14 protein-coding genes are annotated in these 17,792 nt (G+C 66.4%); 6 read left to right on the forward strand and 8 right to left on the reverse strand.

Translation table 11 applies throughout. The features are described from left to right. Positions 1-16 precede the first annotated feature (16 nt). The 5 genes from IEY68_RS23005 to IEY68_RS23025 form a co-directional block, all read right to left on the reverse strand. Complete coding sequence (locus tag IEY68_RS23005) at positions 17-763, reverse strand: succinate dehydrogenase/fumarate reductase iron-sulfur subunit (protein WP_058856116.1); 747 nt, start codon at positions 761-763, stop codon at positions 17-19. Positions 764-767: 4 nt separating this feature from the next. After that, entirely contained in the window at positions 768-2,738 is a 1,971-nt protein-coding gene (locus IEY68_RS23010; RefSeq protein ID WP_058856117.1) for a fumarate reductase/succinate dehydrogenase flavoprotein subunit, read from the reverse strand. A 15-nt stretch (positions 2,739-2,753) separates the two neighbouring features. Further along, complete coding sequence (sdhC, locus tag IEY68_RS23015) at positions 2,754-3,587, reverse strand: succinate dehydrogenase subunit SdhC (protein WP_058856118.1); 834 nt, start codon at positions 3,585-3,587, stop codon at positions 2,754-2,756. A gap of 308 nt (positions 3,588-3,895) precedes the next feature. Next, positions 3,896-4,186: an Rv0250c family protein gene (locus IEY68_RS23020; protein ID WP_058856119.1), complete on the reverse strand. Its 291-nt coding sequence runs from the start codon at positions 4,184-4,186 to the stop codon at positions 3,896-3,898. Positions 4,187-4,583: 397 nt separating this feature from the next. Next, positions 4,584-5,771 (reverse strand): ATP-binding protein, encoded by a 1,188-nt coding sequence (locus tag IEY68_RS23025; RefSeq protein WP_058856120.1) that lies wholly within the window; start codon positions 5,769-5,771, stop codon positions 4,584-4,586. A 399-nt stretch (positions 5,772-6,170) separates the two neighbouring features. Here IEY68_RS23025 and IEY68_RS23030 point away from each other — a divergent pair, with 399 nt between their 5' ends. Next, on the forward strand, positions 6,171-6,809 hold the full coding sequence (locus tag IEY68_RS23030) for a C40 family peptidase (RefSeq protein ID WP_308434988.1): 639 nt from the start codon (positions 6,171-6,173) through the stop codon (positions 6,807-6,809). Positions 6,810-6,812: 3 nt separating this feature from the next. Continuing rightward, complete coding sequence (locus IEY68_RS23035; RefSeq protein WP_058856121.1) at positions 6,813-7,217, forward strand: RNA-binding S4 domain-containing protein; 405 nt, start codon at positions 6,813-6,815, stop codon at positions 7,215-7,217. A 152-nt stretch (positions 7,218-7,369) separates the two neighbouring features. On the opposite strand, the gene IEY68_RS23040 is transcribed toward IEY68_RS23035, so the two are convergent. Then, positions 7,370-9,349 (reverse strand): acyltransferase domain-containing protein, encoded by a 1,980-nt coding sequence (locus tag IEY68_RS23040; protein WP_082681537.1) that lies wholly within the window; start codon positions 9,347-9,349, stop codon positions 7,370-7,372. 279 nt (positions 9,350-9,628) lie between these two features. Between IEY68_RS23040 and IEY68_RS23045 the strand changes: the two genes are divergently transcribed. Continuing rightward, entirely contained in the window at positions 9,629-10,582 is a 954-nt protein-coding gene (locus IEY68_RS23045; protein WP_189094452.1) for an MBL fold metallo-hydrolase, read from the forward strand. A gap of 150 nt (positions 10,583-10,732) precedes the next feature. On the opposite strand, the gene IEY68_RS23050 is transcribed toward IEY68_RS23045, so the two are convergent. Then, positions 10,733-11,710, reverse strand: a complete 978-nt coding sequence (locus IEY68_RS23050) for an NAD(P)H-dependent flavin oxidoreductase (RefSeq protein WP_058856124.1) — start codon at positions 11,708-11,710, stop codon at positions 10,733-10,735. A 331-nt stretch (positions 11,711-12,041) separates the two neighbouring features. Between IEY68_RS23050 and fadD5 the strand changes: the two genes are divergently transcribed. Together fadD5 and IEY68_RS23060 are read left to right on the forward strand one after the other, a co-directional pair. Next, positions 12,042-13,610, forward strand: coding sequence for a fatty-acid--CoA ligase FadD5 (fadD5, locus tag IEY68_RS23055; protein WP_058856155.1), 1,569 nt, complete (start codon positions 12,042-12,044; stop codon positions 13,608-13,610). Positions 13,611-13,763: 153 nt separating this feature from the next. Then, on the forward strand, positions 13,764-14,357 hold the full coding sequence (locus IEY68_RS23060) for a cysteine hydrolase family protein (protein WP_058856156.1): 594 nt from the start codon (positions 13,764-13,766) through the stop codon (positions 14,355-14,357). A gap of 313 nt (positions 14,358-14,670) precedes the next feature. On the opposite strand, the gene IEY68_RS23065 is transcribed toward IEY68_RS23060, so the two are convergent. Beyond that, a complete protein-coding gene (locus IEY68_RS23065) occupies positions 14,671-17,055 on the reverse strand; it encodes a lysylphosphatidylglycerol synthase transmembrane domain-containing protein (RefSeq protein ID WP_062999073.1) in 2,385 nt (794 codons plus the stop codon). Between the two features lie 118 nt (positions 17,056-17,173). Between IEY68_RS23065 and IEY68_RS23070 the strand changes: the two genes are divergently transcribed. After that, on the forward strand, positions 17,174-17,773 hold the full coding sequence (locus IEY68_RS23070; protein WP_062999072.1) for a GDSL-type esterase/lipase family protein: 600 nt from the start codon (positions 17,174-17,176) through the stop codon (positions 17,771-17,773). Positions 17,774-17,792 lie beyond the last annotated feature (19 nt).

The raw sequence follows: 17,792 nt of genomic DNA on the forward strand, positions 1-17,792 counted from the left end.
GCCGGTTCGATACCGGTCAGCGCCTGAAGAGTTTGTTGCCGAGCCAGACGATCGGATCGTATTTCCGGTCGGCGACGTGCTCCTTCATCGGTATCAGCGCGTTATCGGTGATCTTGATGTTCTCCGGGCACACCTCGGTGCAGCATTTGGTGATATTGCAGTAGCCGAGGCCGTGCTGTTCCTGGGCGGCATCCCGGCGATCGGCCACGTCCAGCGGATGCATTTCCAACTCCGCGATACGCATCAGATACCGCGGCCCGGCGAAGGCCTCCTTGTTCTCGTCGTGATCACGCACCACATGACAGGTGTTCTGGCACAGGAAGCATTCGATGCATTTACGGAACTCCTGCGAGCGCTGCACATCCACCTGCTGCATGCGGTACTCACCGGGCCGGAGATCCGGTGGCGGGGTGAACGACGGTATCTCCCGGGCCTTTCGGTAGTTGTAGGAGACATCGGTCACCAGGTCGCGGATCACCGGAAATGTTCGCAGCGGCGTCACAGTGACGACATCTTCCGGGGTGAATGTGGACATACGAGTCATGCAGAGCAGCTTCGGCATTCCGTTCACCTCGGCCGAGCACGAACCACATTTGCCCGCCTTGCAGTTCCACCGGACCGCGAGATCCGGTGCCTGCGTGGCCTGCAGGCGGTGAATGATGTCGAGAACCACCTCGCCCTCGTGCACCGGCACCGTGAAATCCCGTAGTTCCCCGCCGTCGGTATCGCCGCGCCATACCCGGAACTGGGCGTCGTAACTCATCCGCTCACGCCTCCTTGCTGTCCGAAACGCGGTCCTCGGGCGTCGACCCTGCCGCGCTGCCGCTCGTCGCGGTCGGGTGACCGGCGAGTTCGGCTGGGGTGTAGTACTTTTCCAATTCACCGAAATCGAAGAGGGCGAGCAGTTCGTCGCGCATCGGCGTCTGCTCCCGCACGTTCACCGAGATATCGGGGATGTCCGCGACACCCCCACCGGCGGTGGCGCAGACGAGTAGCTTGTTGCGCCACTGCGGGTCCATTCCCGGGTGATCATCTCGGGTATGTCCGCCGCGGCTCTCGGTGCGCAGTAGCGCGGCCTGCGCCACACATTGGCTGACCAGCAGCATATTCCGCATATCCAGGGCCAGATGCCAGCCCGGGTTGAACTGCCGGTGCCCCTCGATGGTGACGTGCTCGAACCGTTCGCGCAGCGCCTCGAGCCGGCTGACCGCCTCGCTCACCTCGTGCTCTTTGCGGATGATGCCCACCAGATCGTTCATGGTCTGCTGCAGATCGGTGTGCAGGGTGTACGGATTCTCACCCGAACCGCCCTCCGGCGGATCGAACGGGGCGAGGGCCGATCGTGCTGCTGTCGCGATATCGGTATCGGCGACTGCCGGACGCCCGGTGAGTCCTTCGACGTACTCCGCCGCGCCCAGCCCGGCCCGCCGACCGAAGACGAGCAGGTCCGACAGGGAGTTGCCGCCGAGGCGATTGGACCCGTGCATACCGCCCGAGCATTCACCCGCGGCGAACAGGCCGGGCACGTGCGCCGCACCGGTATCGGGATCGACTTCGATACCGCCCATCACGTAGTGGCAGGTGGGTCCGACCTCCATCGGCTCCTTGGTGATATCGACATCGGCCAGTTCTTTGAACTGGTGGTGCATGGACGGGAGCCGGCGGATGATCTCCTCCGGCGTGAGCCGGGAGGAGATATCCAGGTAGACACCGCCGTGTTCGGTGCCCCGGCCCGCCTTGACCTCTTCGTTGATGGCCCGGGCGACTTCGTCACGGGGCAGCAGATCGGGGGTACGCCGCGCCGAATCATTGTCGCGCAGCCACTGATCGGCCTCTTCCTCGCTCTCGGCGTACTGCCCTTTGAAGACGGCCGGAATGTAGTCGAACATGAACCGTTTACCATCGGTGTTCTTCAGCACCCCGCCGTCCCCTCGGACGCCCTCGGTGACGAGGATCCCCTTCACACTCGGCGGCCACACCATTCCGGTGGGATGGAACTGCAGGAACTCCATATTGATCAGCCGTGCGCCGGCGCGCAGCGCGAGGGCGTGACCGTCGCCGGTGTACTCCCAGGAGTTCGAGGTCACTTTGTAGGACTTGCCGATTCCGCCGGTGGCCAGGACGACCGCCGGGGTCTCGAACAGGATGAAGCGGCCGGATTCGCGCCAGTAGCCGAAGGCGCCGCTGATCCGGTCCCCGTCCTTGAGCAGGTCGGTGATGGTGCATTCGGCGAAAACCTTGATACGCGATTCGTAGTCACCGGTCTGCGCGTAGTCCTCCTGCTGCAGCGAGACGATCTTCTGCTGCATGGTGCGGATCAGTTCGAGCCCCGTGCGGTCGCCCACGTGCGCCAGCCGCGGATAGGTGTGGCCACCGAAGTTGCGCTGACTGATCCGGCCGTCGGCGGTCCGGTCGAACAGGGCGCCGTAGGTTTCCAGCTCCCAGACCCGGTCGGGGGCCTCCCGGGCGTGGAGTTCGGCCATGCGCCAATTGTTCAGGAACTTTCCGCCGCGCATGGTGTCGCGGAAATGGGTCTCCCACGTGTCCTTTTCGTTGGCATTGCCCATCGCCGCCGCGCAGCCGCCCTCGGCCATGACGGTATGGGCTTTGCCGAACAGCGATTTGCAGACCACGGCCACCGAAAGGCCGTGTTCCCGGGCTTCGATCACCGCGCGCAGGCCGGCGCCGCCGGCACCGATCACCACGACGTCGTAGGTGTGCCGCTCCACTTCGGGCATAGCCGTGCAAACTCCTCAGTCGATGATGCGAAGATCGGAAATCGTGCCGCTGGCAACCAACATCACGTAGAAGTCGGTGAGCACGAGGGTGCCCAGCGTTGTCCAGGCGAGCTGCATATGCCTGGTGTTGAGCTTGGAGACCTGGGTCCAGAACCAGTACCGCACCGGATGCGCGGAGAAGTGTTTGAGCCGTCCGCCCGCGATATGCCGGCAGGAATGGCAGGACAGGGTGTAGGCCCACAGCAGGATCACGTTTCCGGTGATGATCAGGCTGCCCAGCCCCAGGCCGAAACCACCCGTCTTGCCGTGGAAGGAGATGACGGCGTCATAGGTGTTGATCAACGAGATGATCACCGCGACATAGAAGAAATAGCGGTGCGCGTTCTGGATGATCAGCGGAAGCCGGGTCTCACCGGTGTAGTTCGTATGCGGTTCGGCGACCGCGCAGGCCGGCGGTGAGAACCACACCGACCGGTAGTAGGCCTTGCGGTAGTAGTAGCAGGTGAGCCGGAATCCGAGCAGGAACGGCAACACCAGGAAACCGAGCGGCAGGATCATCGGCAGATCGCCGAACGGGGTGCCGAAATGACTCGCGCCCTCGACGCACGATGTGCTCAGGCAGGGGGAGTAGAACGGCGTCAGATAGTGATAGTCGGGCACCCAATAGGCCGTACGCACAAAGGATCTGACGGTCGCGTAGATGACGAACGCGGCCAGGCCGATCACCGTGATCAGTGGCGGTAGCCACCACCGGTCCGTGCGTAGGGTCCGGGTGGTGATCCGGGCCCGGGCCCTGCTGAATACGCCTGTACCCGCTTCGGGAGCGGTTGTTGTCGTTGCGGCACTCACTGGTCGATGCCTCGCTGATCGGCGGTGCGGGTGGTCATGGGTACCTCCGCGATCGAATGTGATGCTGAGCACCATACGCCCGGCCCGCTATCGAAAGAGCAGGGTCCGCGCAATCTCGGTGTCCTCAGGGTGTAGTGATTTGCGCCACATTTACTGCCGATCTTGATTCGGTGAACCCGCCGCAAACGCGAGCGACCGGTCGCCTGCCCGGCGCCCGGTCGTCCACTGATCATCGGGTTCGGGCCCGATGTCCGGTGTTCAGTTATCCGGCGGTGAATCCCGCGAGGCCGGGTGGATCCCGGCGGGTACTACTGGGTGCGCGGCCGCGAATGGAAGCCGAGGCCCTCGTCCTGGGCGCCCATCCACGCCGATTCGTCGGATTTGCTGTCCGGTACGTAGATGGGTTCCTGGCCGCGGGGTGCTGCCACCTGCGGCGGCGGGCTCTGTTCGAGTTCGTCGGCATCGATGCAGAGCCGCTCCAGGTCGTTCTCCAGCCGGCGTACGGTGCCGGCGTCTCCATAGTGGGTGCGGAGCACCCCGATGGAGCGCCGGAGCTGGTTTACGGCGTATCGGAGTTCCGCGATGTCGCTGCGTGTCATGGATACCTCCTGAGTTGCTAACCGGTCGCGGTGCGAACGCCGCCCGGACTGCATCGGCCGCCCGGCGTGGCTTGTGACCGACCACACATGGTGATCTACAACACAGTACGGCAAAATCCCGATTCCGGCTCGTCCGATGATCAAGATCGGGTTGCGGTTGGGAGCCGATGTGCACAACTCGGACAGGAAGGCGCAGACGCCTCGGGGCGTATTCGGGTCTCTAGCGGCTGGGTCAGAAATACGTATACAGCGCCCGATCGGGGTCTCTATCCCTGTATGGATCAATCTAGGGTTGCAGCTATAAATGCGAATAAAGCCCAGATCTGCCGAGGAATCGGACTCTCTAGCGATCTCTATGAAATGTAGTAGTTGTTCCGATAGATCGGTAGGAAGTCGGTCAGGTGGCGACACTGCGCAGGTAGCGCCCGAAATGCGGCACGGTGAACCCGATGGTGCCGCGCTCTGCCGAATAGATGAGGCCCTTCTTGATCAACCCGTCGCGGGCGGGTGACAGCGATGCGGGCTTACGGCCCAGTTCGACCGCGACCGCGGAAGTGGCGACCGGGCCCTCGTCGCCGGACAGGTCCGCCATGGCCCGCATGTACTCCCGTTCGGCCGGGGTCGCCCGTTCGTACCGCGACCCGAAGAACCCGACCGCCAGTTCCTCCTCGGCCGTCGGCGCCGCGACCTCGACATCCTCCGCGGTGATCGGGCTACCCGGCGCTTGGTCCCAGGTCGCCTTTCCGTAGGCCTGGACGAAGTACGGATAGCCGTCGGCTTTGCGGTAGAGCGCGGTGAGAGCTTCGTCGGAGAACTTCACGTCCTCGCGTTCGGCGGGCGCGATCAGCGCCCGGTCGGCCGAAACCCGATCCAGCCGATCGATGCGGTGATAGCTGAAAAGTCGTTCGGAATAGCTCTTGGAGGCGGACAGAACGGCCGGTAGATGGGGGAGACCCGCCCCCACCACGATCAGCGGAGCGGCGTCCTGGCTGAGCTCGTGGCAGGCGCCGCAGATAGCCGAGATATCGGCCGGGCCCAGATCCTGCATCTCGTCGATGAACACGGCGATACCCGCGCCGATGTCCTGGGCCAGCGCGGCGGCCTCCATCAGTAGTTCCACCAGATCGATTTCGATATCACCGGAATCGGCGCGGCCGGTGACCGCCGGTACGTCGATACCCGGCTGCCACCGCTCCCGCATACCCTTGTCCGCGGTCGCCCGTAGCGCGAATGCCTTCAGAATGCCCAGGAAATCGTCGACCCGTTCCTGGTTGTGATGAGTTTTGGCGATTGCCCGCGCGGCCATGTGCAGCGCCGACGACAGCGGTCGGCGCAGTTCCTGATCCGGGCGGGCCTCTATCTTGCCGGTGCCCCAGTCGCGCGACACCGCGGCCGACCGCAGCTGGTTGAGCAGTACCGTCTTCCCGACGCCGCGCAGGCCCGTGAGCATCACACTGCGTTCGGGGCGGCCCCGTGCGATCCGTTCGAGAACGATATCGAAGGCATCGAGCTGTTTACCGCGTCCGGCGAGCTCTGGTGGACGCTGACCAGCGCCGGGCGCATACGGGTTCCGCACGGGGTCCATACCCTCACACCGTAGCGGGCCGATCGGGAAATCTGGCCGTATCTACTCCGTGTTCTAGAGAGGCCCAGCAGCGGCGGCGGCACGCGGTCGTCGCGCATCGGCGGATGGCCGGACGCGGACCGGACACGCCCGGGCGAGACCTTCGCGTGACCTGTCGCCGAGCCGAAAAGCGCTGTCGCCACAGTGGTTTACACATGTACTCCCTGTTGGCGCGAAAAGGACACCCGTTCGGCTGGACAACATCGGACAGGCATCGTAACCTTCTTGTGACTTAGTGGAGTCGAGTCGTTTCGTAAGTGAGGCGGCGCCACTCGGTCACCGCCACAGCCGATCGCCGCGAATCGAGTAGGACGCGCGATCGGAGCGACGGAGAGCACGAAGGATCGGAGACGTAGCTCGGTGGGTAAGCACAGCTTGCAGCGAGAATCCAAGCTGCCTAATTCTGTCAAGGGCGCGCTGGTCATGGGCACGCTGGCCGCGACAACGGGCACGATGCCCGCGATCGCCTCGGCCGCGACGGCCACGATCGACGTTCCCGGTATCGGCAAATTCGATGTCGAGGTGCCGGACCAGTACGCCGCGCAGGCGGATCAGCTCAACCAGCAGCTGAATCAGGTCATCGAGCAGGCCCCGCACGCGATGCCCGCCGCTCCCGCGCTGCCGAACTTCGCGCCCCCCGCGCCGGTGCAGCAGAGTCTGGGCGATATCGCGCTCGACGCCGCCAAGACCAAGGTCGGCGCCATGTACTCCTGGGGTGCGGCCGGCCCGGCCAACTTCGACTGCTCCGGTCTGGTCCAGTGGGCCTACAAGCAGGCCGGTATCAAACTGCCGCGCACCAGCTTCGAACAGTCCCACGTCGGTGCGCCGATCTCATTCGCGAGTCTGCAGCCAGGCGATATCGTCATCACCAACGGTGGCGGCCATGTCGGCATGTACGCCGGTGACGGCCTCCTGCTGAACGCGGTGCAGTCCGGCGAGCCGGTCACCTACACCCATCTTTCCGCCGACGATGTGGTCACCGCGCGCCGTATCGTATAGCGGGTGAACCGAGCCGCTACCGAGCCGAACAACGGCGACACCCAAGCCCGGGTCGACTCCTGGGTCTGGGCTGTCCGCCTGTTCAAAACTCGGTCGGCTGCTGCCACCGCCTGTCGAGCCGGGCATGTACGCGTGAACGGTGCGACGGCCAAGCCCGCACAGCCGGTACGGCCGGGTGACGAGATCCGGATCCGGAACAACGGCATCGAGCGGATCGTCGTCGTGGAACGGGCGATCACCAAACGGGTCGGTGCTCCGATCGCCGCCCAATGCATGATCGACCGTAGTCCGCCGCCTCCGCCGCGGGAAGTTCTCGCCACCCTCCCGCAGCGTGATCGTGGAACCGGCCGCCCGACGAAACGGGAGCGCCGCGAAACCGATCGGCTACTCGGCCGCGCCGACAGCTGAAACCGGTGTCGGCAGATCCTTCGACGTTCTACCTGCCCACCGGGTAGATCCGACCTCTACCGAAACGGTGTGATCCATGTGCTCGGGTCATACCGGTTCGGTCGGTTCTCCCGGATACCGGTCGTGGGTTCGAGGGGATCCGCTATGTCCACCTACGGCCAAGGGCCCTCGGTAATCGATTCGGCCGGTCGTGGCGATCCGATGACCGGGGTGGAGAACACCGCGATGAAAGCTACCGGGTCGGCCGCGGTGAGCTCGATGAGATTGGCCGCCGCCGCCGAGATCCGCGTGAACCTGCGTGCCAGTCGTCCTGCGTCGAGTGCGGGATCCTGCTGCTGCGAGTCCCGGTGCTCGACGGTCGCCCCGGGCTCGGGTACCCCGTTCTCCGGACTGCCTGCGGTATCGGCGGATACGGCGGATCCGATCACCGTGTCCTCGAAAACCTGTGCGGCATGGACCACTCCGCGAATGGTGCAGCCGGTTTCGCGAATATCGCGCAATGCGTTGTCGAGGTCGTGGCGGTCGGCGGTATCGCAGCGCACCACCACGATCCGGTCCTCGAATCCCTCGAGCAGCGGTGGGACCGGACGCGGCGAGCGCGTCGGCACCACCACATCGCGGGCCCCCGCGGCGAGCAGGCGGCGCACCATCACCGAACCGAGCGCGCCCAGACCACCGCTGACGACATAGGTTCCGGCTCGATCGATCGCCATGGGCGGCTCGAGCGCGACCCGGCCCGCTATGAAGCGGATAGCCCTATTGGCATCGACCACCCGAGTCCATGCGATGATATCTGTGGGTGGGGGGTCATCGGCGAGCCGTATCGATGCCAGCGTTCCGGCACCCGTGACCTCCGCCCGTATACCTTCTCCGTTGGGTATCCGGTCTCGATCGGCCCCGGCCTCGCCCCCCGAACTCCGCGATCGGCCCGTTGTCCCAGCGGAACTCGAACTCTCGAAAGATGTTGCCGGAAGTCCTGATCCGTGGCCACCGGGGTCCGGGCGCTGTTCTGTCGGTGAGAACTCTTGGTGCCCGGCTTCTTCGCCTGCCCCCATCTCCGTTCCATGGGGGAGCGGGCACACCGTCCCGTCGCGGCCGGTCTCCGGTCGGTCGGCGGTGCCCCTCGCACCCAGCGCCCGTGTCGCGTGGAACTGGGCGAGGCAGGTGAGAAAGGCCGTGCCCTCGTCGTCGCGGTCCGCGCTGCTGTAGGTGGTGTGGGCGAACTCCGGCACGGCTCGGACGGCCGCCGCGAGAAGCGGTTCGGGCCCGAGCTCCAGCACCATTGCCAGACCGTCGTCGGCCGCCTGCCGCAGCGCCGCGCCGAGTTCCACCCGGCAGGTGATGTTCTCGGCCCAATATCCGGGCAGCATTTTCGCCGAATCGACGATTGTGCCCCCGTGGACGCTGGAGTAGAGCCGAGTATGCGGGGCCTGCGGCCGGATCCGGCCGAGGTCGGCGAGGAACTCTGGAACCACCTCGGCCATGGCCGGACTGTGCACGGGTAGATCCGAACTCGTACGGGCGGCGGTGATACCGCGGCGTTCGGCCCGGCGCACCACCACATCCACATAGCGAGGTGTGCCCGAGACCAGCACCGATCGTGGTCCGTTGATCGCCGCGATCGCCACCTGCTCCGCCAGTGGCCGCACCAGCCGGATCGCCTCGGACTCCGAGGTCAGCAACTCGGCGGCCGCACCCGAACCCGCCATCCGGCCCGTCGCGCGACCACGCGCCACCGCCACCCGCGCGCCCTCGGCCAACGGCAGTGCTCCGGCTGTCACCGCGGCGGCGACCTCCCCGATCCCGCATCCGGCCACCGCATCCGGCCGCACACCCCAGGCGGCCAGTAATGCGGCGATCGCCACCTGGTAGGCGAACAGGGCCGGTTGGACGAATTCCGGGTGTGACGGGGTCGCGCCCGGATTCGTTGCGTCGATGCGTGCGACGGACTGCCGGAAGCCGAACCGGGGGGTCCAGATCCGGGGGCCGCCGGCCGCGGTGACGGCGTCGCCGGCGGCGGTCACCGCGTCGGCGAAGGCCGGATAGCGCCCGGCCAGCATTCGGCCCATCCGCTCGTGTTCCCCACCTTCTCCTGGGAACAGGAAGAGCACTCCGTCGCGAGGACCGATCATCGTAGTGTCATTGTGGAGGGACGGACTGCCTGGCGGCCGTGGCGAACGGATGGCCTCACGACTCGATTATGCCGGACAGATCCGGTTGCCCGGATTTCCGAAACTGTTGGCGCCGTGTGGCTTCCATCCTCGTGGTCTGGACCGGACCGATCTCGGACGAGCAGCGGTGGGGGATCTCCTTCCCGGGGCTCTCCCGGCGAGATCCGCGCCGGGAAGGGGCCCGGAACACGGGGCGTTATCCCTACCTCGTCCGAGAGGCGTGACCGGTACCGTTGCTGTGTGGCCGATTCCGCAGCAGGACGTACCCGCACCCTTCCGACAGTGCTGCGCTGCTGCGCGGCACTGGCCGCCACCCCGGCGCGGCTGCTGCGGCCACGCCGCGCCGATACCGGGTTCCTGGCGCGGCTGGTATCCGCGCCGCTCCCGGCGGCCCGGACGAGCGTAGAACTGACCATCCTCGTGCAGGGCCGGATGTCCGCGCCGACGACCATCGTCGCCGAGGGGGTCCGCAGTCTCGGGCATCTGCCGATGGTCATGGGCGCCTATATCGTCGAGCATCCTTCGGCACGGTTTCTGGTCGACCCGGCACTGTGCGCCCAGGTGCGCCGGCGGGTGCTGCCGGGACTGCCCTTTCCGATTCCGTCTCTCGTGGCACCGGACGAGCCGGTGCTCGGGCTGGCGGACGCGCTGGCCGCCCGCGATCTCGACCCCGCCGCCATCGATTTCGTACTACCCACCCACCTGCACTGGGATCATATTTCCGGGGTGCTCGAACTACCGGCTTCGGTACCGGTGCGGCTGCCCTCCCACGAACTGCGCTGGGCGCTGGACGGTCCGTACGCGCCGGTCGGGGTGGTCCGGGGGCCGCTACAGGGCCGTCCGCTGGAACCACTCGAACTCGACGGCCCGCCGGTGCTCACCTTCGCCCGAAGCTTGGACCTGTTCGGCGACGGTTCGGTAGTACTGGTGGATCTGGCGGGGCACACCCCGGGCAGTATCGGTGTCCTACTGGCCACGCGGGACGGCCGCCGGATACTGCTCGCCGGTGATTCGGTGTGGAACCGGCTGCAGGTCGAGCTGATCCGGGAGAAGGCGCCCATGCCCGGGCAATTGTTCGACGCCGATCGTGATATCGCCTTCGAGACCATCCATCGGCTGCACGCGCTGCCCGACGGTATCGAGGTGGTCGCGGCGCACGACTACGAGGCGGTGGCCGCGCTCGCGGCCCACTGAGCCATACGGTGCCGGCGCCGCGCGGTCAGGGCCGGAGAGTGCGGGAAGCCAGCCTTTCCCGGATGGCTTCCCGCGTTTCCTGCGTCGGATCGAATCGCCATTGTTCCGACGAGGCGCGGGGGTCTCGGGAGCGGATCGACCGTCTCCCGATCAGGCCGAAGCCACGAAACCGGCGAGCCGGGCGCTGATCAGTTCCTCGGCCTCGCCGACCATCCGGCCGATGAGTTCGGCGCAGGACGGGATGTCCTCGATCAGGCCCTGACACAGGCCGACCGACCAGATACCGGCATCGAGGTCGCCCTCTTCGAAAACGCGCCGGCCGCGGGCGCCGGAAACCAGTTCGCGGACGTCCTCGAACTTGCCGCCGGCCTTCTCGATCTCGACCACCTTGCGGCTCACTTCGTTGTCGGCGACCCGGGCGGTGTTGTGCATGGTGCGGAAGATCAGTGTGGTATCGCGCTCGGAATTGGCGACGATCTGCTCCTTGACCTTCCGGTCGATGGAGGACTCCTCGGTACACAGGAATCGGGTCCCCATGTTCACGCCGTCGGCGCCCAGCGCCAGCGCCGCGACCAGGCCGCGGGCGTCGGCGATACCGCCGGAGGCGATGATCGGGAGGGTCAGCGCGCGCGCCGCGGCGGGGATCAGGACCAGGCCCGGCACATCGTCCTCACCGGGGTGGCCGGCGCATTCGAAACCGTCGATGCTGACCGCGTCCACACCGATCTTCTGGGCCTTGAGGGCGTGCCGGACGCTGGTGCACTTGTGCACCACCTTGATCCCGGCCGCACGGTAGGTGGGCAGGAACGGCTCGGGGTTGCTCCCGGCGGTCTCCACGATCTTGATCCCGCTGTCCACGATCGCCTTCACGTACTCCTCGTACGGCGGCGGGTTGATCGACGGCAGGATGGTCAGGTTCACCCCGAACGGCTTATCGGTGAGTTCACGCGTGCGCTCGATCTCGCGCCGGAGATCGTCGGGGGTGGGCTGGGTCAGTGCGGTGATGAATCCGAGCCCACCCGCGTTGGCAACGGCCGCGACGAGTTCGGCCCGGCCGACCCACATCATCCCGCCCTGCACGATCGGATGTTCGATACCGAAGGTCTCGGTGAACCTGGTCCGCAGCATCGGTGCTCTCCTCTACTTTCGCGGATACTCCGCGTCTGCTGCATGGTGCCACGGTTGTCAGCACCCGATCAACCCTGGAAGTGAGTCGTGATTCGCATATGTGATGGGATCTCGTGTAGCTGGGTGGCATGCGGGGAGGCGGGTATCACCGCAAATACGCGGTTCAACAAGCGCGAACTCGTTCCACGGTCGGGTTCCTCGGGATTAACCGCTATTCGGCACCGATTTCCTTGCCGGTGTCGATGTGAATTGTTATTCTGCCGACATGTTCACACTGCGTGTGGCGCCGGACACCCCGGTGGGACGCGCGGTACCGAGAGGAGTACGTGGGATGTCCACCGGTGCGCAGGCCCTCGACGAGCCGATCAGATCGCGTCGCAACCACTGGAACAACCAGATCGCCGCGCACGCGGTGATGCGGCCGGACGAAGTGGCGCTGCGCTTCCGCGGCACCGACACCACCTGGCGCCGACTGCACGAACGGTCGCAGAAATTCGCCGATGCGCTCGCGCGCCGCGGCGTCGCCTTCGGCGACCGCGTGATCATCCTGGCTCTCAACTACCCCGAATACCTGGAGGCCGTGTTCGGGATCAATGCCCTGGGCGCGATCGCGGTCCCGGTGAACTTCCGGCTCACCCCGCCCGAGCTGGCCTATATCGTCGGCGACAGCGGCGCCAAGGCCGTGGTCACCGATAGCGTGCTACAGCCGCTGGCCGCCGCGGTGCAGGCGCAGGCACCGGGCCTCGAGCACTGCTTCGTCATCGGTGGCAGCAGTGGTGAAGGGGCCGTCGGCTTCGAGGACGCGATCACCGAGACCGGGGAAGCGCACACCCCGCTCGATATCGCCGAGGACACCCCCTGCCTGATCATGTACACCTCGGGCACCACCGGCAGCCCCAAGGGCGCCATCCTGTCCTACGGCAATATGAACTCTCAGGCGCTCACCTGTATCCGGGCGTTGCAACTGGAACAGGAGTCGATCGGCTTCTGCACCTCGCCGCTGTTCCATATCGCCGGACTCGGCAGCCTGGCGCCGGCCTTCCTGCTCGGTGCGACAACGGTGCTGCATCCGCTGGGTGCCTTCAGTGCGACCGAATTCCTCGACGCGGTCGAGGCCGAACAGGCCACCTCCGCGTTCTGCGTACCCGCCCAGTGGCAGCTGATCTGTGACGAGCCGACCGTCAAACAACGCAAACTCGCGTTGCGTGCGCTGAGCTGGGGTGCCGCGCCCGCCTCGGACACCGTGCTGAAGGCGATGGCGCACGCGTTCCCCGATGCCTTCAATGTCGCGGTGTTCGGGCAGACCGAGATGTCGCCGATCACCTGCGTGCTGGAGGGCAAGGACGCGATCCGCAAGCTCGGTTCGGTCGGCAAGGTCATCCCGACCATCCAGGCCCGCATCGTCGACGACGAGATGAACGATGTGGCGCCCGGTGAGGTCGGCGAGATCGTCTACCGCGGCCCCACCATGATGGCGGGGTACTGGAACAAGCCGGAGGCCACCGCGGACGCCTTCGCCGGCGGGTGGTTCCACTCCGGTGACCTGGTCCGGCAGGACGAAGAGGGTTTCATCTACGTCGTGGACCGCAAGAAGGACATGATCATCTCCGGCGGCGAGAACATCTACTGTGCCGAAGTGGAGAACGTCCTGTTCGCGCATCCACTGATCCGTGAGGCCGCCGTAATCGGTAAGGCGCACGAGAAGTGGGGCGAGGTTCCGGTCGCGGTCGTCGCGCTCAACGATCCGGAGGGGGAGCTCACCCTCGCGGACCTCGAACCGTTCCTCAACGAGAACCTGGCTCGCTACAAGCACCCGAAGGAGCTGGTGATCGTGGCGGAACTGCCCCGCAACGCCAGCGGCAAGGTCGTGAAAGTGGAACTGCGCAAGGTTGATTCGTAGATCACGTTTCACGTGAATCATTCGCCGGATCGCGCGGTCCCACGGGTCCGCCGATCCGGCGTGCTTCTGCGCGGGTAGCTCCGGCGCGCCGGTGGCCAGGACTTTTCCCGGGCAGTTGTGCGCCTCGGGCGCGGATGGTCGAGTATCTACGCCATGTCGGATCAACATGCTGCAGTCCTCGCCCTGCACTGGCAGGTGAACGTTATTCGGCCGGAAGGGTTCTTCGGCCCGATGCTGGCCGACCCGGTGGCCGCCAGCGGAGTGGTGCAACGGGCAGCGGATTTCCACAAACACGCGGCGGAGCTGGGCCTGCCGATCATCTGCACCCGGTTCACCGTCCCCGAAGGCGAGGGACGGCTGGTTCGGAACACCGGATTCATGCAGGCGGTCGGGGCGGCCCAGCACGAGTTCCGGCCGGAGGCCGCGGGCACCCAGCTGATCGACGAGATCGCCGGTCGGGCCGACCGGATCGTCGACAACCAGAAACTGTCGGGGCTGGCCGGTAACGATCTACCGCGCTGGCTGGCCGAGAACGATATCGACACCCTGTTCCTGACCGGTGTCGCCACCAATCTCACAGTCGAGCAGACCGCGCGTCACGGCACCGATCTCGGATTCACCGTCTACACGGTCGCCGATTGTGTGGCCGCCGCCGACCCCCAGGTACACACCGCGTCGCTGGCCAATATCGCGCTGGTCAGCGCCGGCCTCCGCACCACCGAAGACGCCTTCGACGATCTCGATTGACCTGCAGTGGCCGGGCCCCGCCCCGGTTCTGGAGCGACAGAGCGAAGGAGCGCAGCGACTGAGCGCGTGTGGCCGGTCGTCCATAGAACGGCGACCCTAGAGCACCGACAGTGTGTGAGCCTACCGAGGCTGATCAAGACGCACATCCGCACGAACCTTCCGTCTACTCCGGATGGTCCACCTCCGTGGGCGGGGCCCGCCCCGGTTCTGGAGCGACGTAGCGAAGGAGCGCAGCGACTGAGCGAAGGAGTGAAGAACCGGGGTTAACAGGGCCCCGCCCCGCCCCGCCGCAGGCGGGGCAAATAGACACAGCTCAGATCATGTTCTTCTCGGCCATCCAGCGCATCACCTGCCAGCCGCAGAACACCGGAATCCAGCAGGTGAGCACCCGGTAGAGCAGGACCGACGGTACCGCCACCGCGGCGGGCAGGCCGAAGGCGGCCAGACCGCCGATCAGCGCGGCCTCCACCGCGCCGACGCCGCCCGGCGTCGGCGCGGCCGAGGCCAGGGTGCCGCCGATCATCGTCACGATGGTCACCGTCACGAAGGTCGTTCCGCCACCGAACGCCTGCACACTGGCGAACAGGGCGAGCGCCTGACCGAGGGTCAGCGCCGCGCAGCCGAGCACGATGATCACGCAGCGTTTCGGATCACGTGCCAGCAGCGCCAGTTCGCTCACCACCTCCTGCACCTGCGGGAGCACCGAATTGTTCAACCAGCGACGTAGCTTCGGTACGAACATGAACGTGCCGACGATGCCCACTCCGACTCCGGCGATCAGATAGAGCACCGTCGGTGAGGGGACGAAATGCGAGAGGTCGGCGGAGGTCCCGGCCGCGACACTGAACAACACCAGTAGCGCGATATGTGTGCAGACCTGCACCGCCTGTTGCAGCGCCACGGCGGCGGTGGCACGCACCGCCCCGACGCCGCCCTTCTGCAGGAAGCGAACGCTCAGTGCCAGCCCTCCCACACGGGCGGGAGTGGTGGTCGCGGCGAAGGTGTTCGCGATCTGCATCAGGACCAGCGGCCAGTACTTCACCACGCTGGACGCGCATGCCCACAGCGCGGCGGCCGTCCCGAGATAGGTCAGCGACGACAGGGCCAGCCCGGCCAGCGCCCACCACCAGTTGGCCTCCCTGAGCTGGGTGAAGAAGGTCGGAACCGCGCTGATGAAGGGGTAGGCCACATAGACCAGGCCGATCAGCAGAGCCAGTTGGATGATGCTCTTCCGGCTGAACCGGGTGATCTGCTCGGCCTCGATCCGGTCCTCGCCGGTCTGGGTGCGGACCTCCTCGCGCGCGGCGCCCACCACCGATTTCCAGTTCGGGATGGATTTACGGATACCGCCCGGCATCGCGAACTTGGTGAGCCGGCGCGACGCGGTGAGCACGGTCTGCTCGCCGAGTACGCCGATCGCCGAGCGCACCGCCGGTTCCGCGCCGAAGACCGCCGTCATCGAGACCAGCAACTGAGCGATATCGGATTGGAGCTGGGCGTCGGAGGCACACAGTTCCGCCGCGGTGAAACCGCCGAACAGCGCTCCGTCCGGCCCTACCCGGATCTCGGCGGGTCGTAGCTCACCGTGCGCGATCCCGCGCTCCCGCAACACCGTCAGGGATCGCCATACCGAATCCAGTGCCTCGGTATCGCTGGGGTCCTGTTCGATCGAGCGTCCGGCCGGCAGCGTATGGGCGTACAACATCCAGCCGCGTGGCAGGCCCGATACCGTAACCGGCCGGTGCGCGGCCACACTCAGTTCGTCGAGCGCGATCGCCATCAGCGCGCGATGCTCCACCGCGCGATGCATGGAACCGTGCAGCGGGGCGGTTTCACTGGAACGAAAGGTCAGCCAGCGCCACAACTGGCGTAGCGCGCTGAGTGAGCGTTGATTCTTGCCGTACAACTCGACCACCAGCGCCCGTTCGCGTTCCTCCACGGTCGCCGAGAGCATGAGTGCGCCGGGTCCGGCCGGCCGGACGACGGTGAATCGGGTGACGGTGTACCCGCGCCGGGCCAGCTGCCGCACTGCCGGGTCCAGCGGCACTTCCAGGGCCGGCGTCCCCACCAGCAGGACGATCACCGCGCCCACCAGCCAGCCGACCACCAGACCGAACATGGCCCGGGCCGGAACTACCGTGCTGACCACCAGGTGGATCGGCGCGAAGGCCAGCAGCAGCACCCACAGCCAGCGCCGGGGCCGCACCGGCAGCCATGGGCTGGAAACGGTGAGTACCGCGGCCAGCAGCGCGATCCAGCGGGGGTCGTCCAGGAACTGCTGTAGGAAGGTCTTGTCGTCCAGATTCTCCGGGACCTGCAAATGCCACTGCGGGGCAGATAACCCGCTCGGCGTGATGGACAGCAGCAGTACCGCGGTCAGCCCGGCGGTGGCATAGCCGGCGAGTAGCTTCCACTGCCGCCCGAAGGCCAGCTCCACCAGGATCGCGAACGGCAGGATGAGGATGGCGATCCCGTAGAACAGGTAGACCAGGTTCGACTGGTCGGGATTGAGGAATCCGACGATATTGGAGACCGAACGTTCCAGTGCCAGCCATTCGGGCCGGGTGATCAGCGAACCGGCGATGACGACCGCGACACCGACCGCAGCGAAGACGACCCGCAGAATATCGCTGGTCCGCCGCGTGAGCGGTTGTAGGAGGCTGCCCGTGACCGGGATCTCCCGCCCATCGACTCGCATGTCGTATCGGTACTTTCGGATCGAGTGGAAGCTGACGGGCCGGTCACGACCACCAGCAGGTGAGTATGCAGGAGCCCGAGCCGGACGATACACACCAACACGCTGTAAGAATCCAGGGGTGAGTGGTGATCAACGCATCTGTTTGGTAGGGGATTCCTTCGTCGCCGGAGTGGGCGACCCGCAGGCTCTGGGCTGGGCCGGGCGGTTGACCGCGCACGCACGGACCGCGGGGGCGGCACGGACCGTCTACAACCTCGGGGTGCGCGGGCACACCTCCGCCGATATCGCCGCGCGGTGGTCCGCGGAATGTCTGGTGCGGCTGCCGGCCGGGTCGGACGGGCGGGTGGTGTTCTCGTTCGGGGTCAACGACACCGTGCTGGTCGACGGCCGGTGCCTGGTCGAGGCGGAGAGTTCGACCGCGAATCTGTCCGTGCTGCTCAGCACCGCCCGGGCTCGGGGCTGGGAGGTGCTGATGGTGGGGCCGCCGCCGGTCGACGACGCCGGGCACAATCGGCGGATCGAGGAACTGGACCGGAGCTTCGAGCGGATATGCGCCGAATTCGAGGTCCCCTACGCCGCGTCCTTCCGTCTGCTGGCCGACGCCCCGGTCTGGGCGGAGCAGGTGCGGGCCGGGGACGGGGCGCATCCGGGATCGGATGGTTATGCCGCTTTCGCCGCCCGGCTGCTGCCCGCGTGGCGGCAATGGCTGGGCTACTGACCGTATCCCCGGATAAATA

This window comes from Nocardia jinanensis, from assembly GCF_014645735.1.
Classification (GTDB): Bacteria; Actinomycetota; Actinomycetes; order Mycobacteriales; family Mycobacteriaceae; genus Nocardia; species Nocardia jinanensis.

Coding starts and splice junctions, on each gene's coding strand:
- IEY68_RS23005 (WP_058856116.1), bottom strand. CDS start 763: ATGAGTTACGACGCCCAGTTCCGGGTATGGCGCGGCGATACCGACGGC.
- IEY68_RS23010 (WP_058856117.1), bottom strand. CDS start 2,738: ATGCCCGAAGTGGAGCGGCACACCTACGACGTCGTGGTGATCGGTGCC.
- IEY68_RS23020 (WP_058856119.1), bottom strand. CDS start 4,186: ATGACACGCAGCGACATCGCGGAACTCCGATACGCCGTAAACCAGCTC.
- IEY68_RS23025 (WP_058856120.1), bottom strand. CDS start 5,771: ATGGACCCCGTGCGGAACCCGTATGCGCCCGGCGCTGGTCAGCGTCCA.
- IEY68_RS23040 (WP_082681537.1), bottom strand. CDS start 9,349: ATGATCGGTCCTCGCGACGGAGTGCTCTTCCTGTTCCCAGGAGAAGGT.
- IEY68_RS23050 (WP_058856124.1), bottom strand. CDS start 11,710: ATGCTGCGGACCAGGTTCACCGAGACCTTCGGTATCGAACATCCGATC.
- fadD5 (WP_058856155.1), top strand. CDS start 12,042: ATGTCCACCGGTGCGCAGGCCCTCGACGAGCCGATCAGATCGCGTCGC.
- IEY68_RS23060 (WP_058856156.1), top strand. CDS start 13,764: ATGTCGGATCAACATGCTGCAGTCCTCGCCCTGCACTGGCAGGTGAAC.
- IEY68_RS23065 (WP_062999073.1), bottom strand. CDS start 17,055: ATGCGAGTCGATGGGCGGGAGATCCCGGTCACGGGCAGCCTCCTACAA.